At 58.5% G+C, this 533-nt stretch carries 1 protein-coding gene; it reads left to right on the top strand.

What is annotated here, in order from left to right; translation table 11 throughout:
* A partial coding sequence (locus tag ACG0Z5_RS23875; RefSeq protein ID WP_394451664.1) for a glycosyltransferase occupies nt 1-422 on the top strand: 422 nt, incomplete at its 5' end.
* Between the last annotated feature and the right edge of the window lie 111 nt (nt 423-533).

A 533-nucleotide genomic window follows, 5' to 3' on the forward strand; every position in this document is an offset into this window, starting at 1 on the left:
GTACGCTTATCGAGCAGTATCAGCTTGAGGACGTGATAGAGATGCCCGGGTTTGCGCCCAGCCATCAGGTGAAAGCGATGCTCGATGAGGCCGACGTGTTTCTGCTGCCGTCCATCACCGGGGCCGATGGCGATATGGAAGGCATTCCCGTCGCGCTGATGGAAGCGATGGCGGTGGGTATTCCGGTGGTGTCCACGGTACACAGCGGCATTCCGGAGCTTATCGATGCCGGTGAGTCCGGATGGCTGGTGCCGGAAAATGATGCCACAGCATTGGCTGATCAACTGAGTAGGCTGGGATCGTTTGACCCTGCGTGTCTGCAATCCATGGTGGCAAAAGCGCGGGCCAAAGTTGAAGCTGAGTTCAACCAGCAGGTGATTAACCGCGAGTTAGCCAGCCTGCTACAGACGCTCGTCGAATGACTGAAAAAAACAACTCTCTTTCACGACGCGCCTTCCTTGGGGCCAGCTCTGCGCTGGCCGCTCTGCCGCTCATTAACACGCCTGCCGCCCGGGCGCTGGGGCGTAAAGATC

It is taken from the genome of Scandinavium sp. M-37 (genome assembly GCF_043558715.1).
GTDB classification, from domain to species: domain Bacteria; phylum Pseudomonadota; class Gammaproteobacteria; order Enterobacterales; family Enterobacteriaceae; genus Scandinavium; species Scandinavium vulneris_A.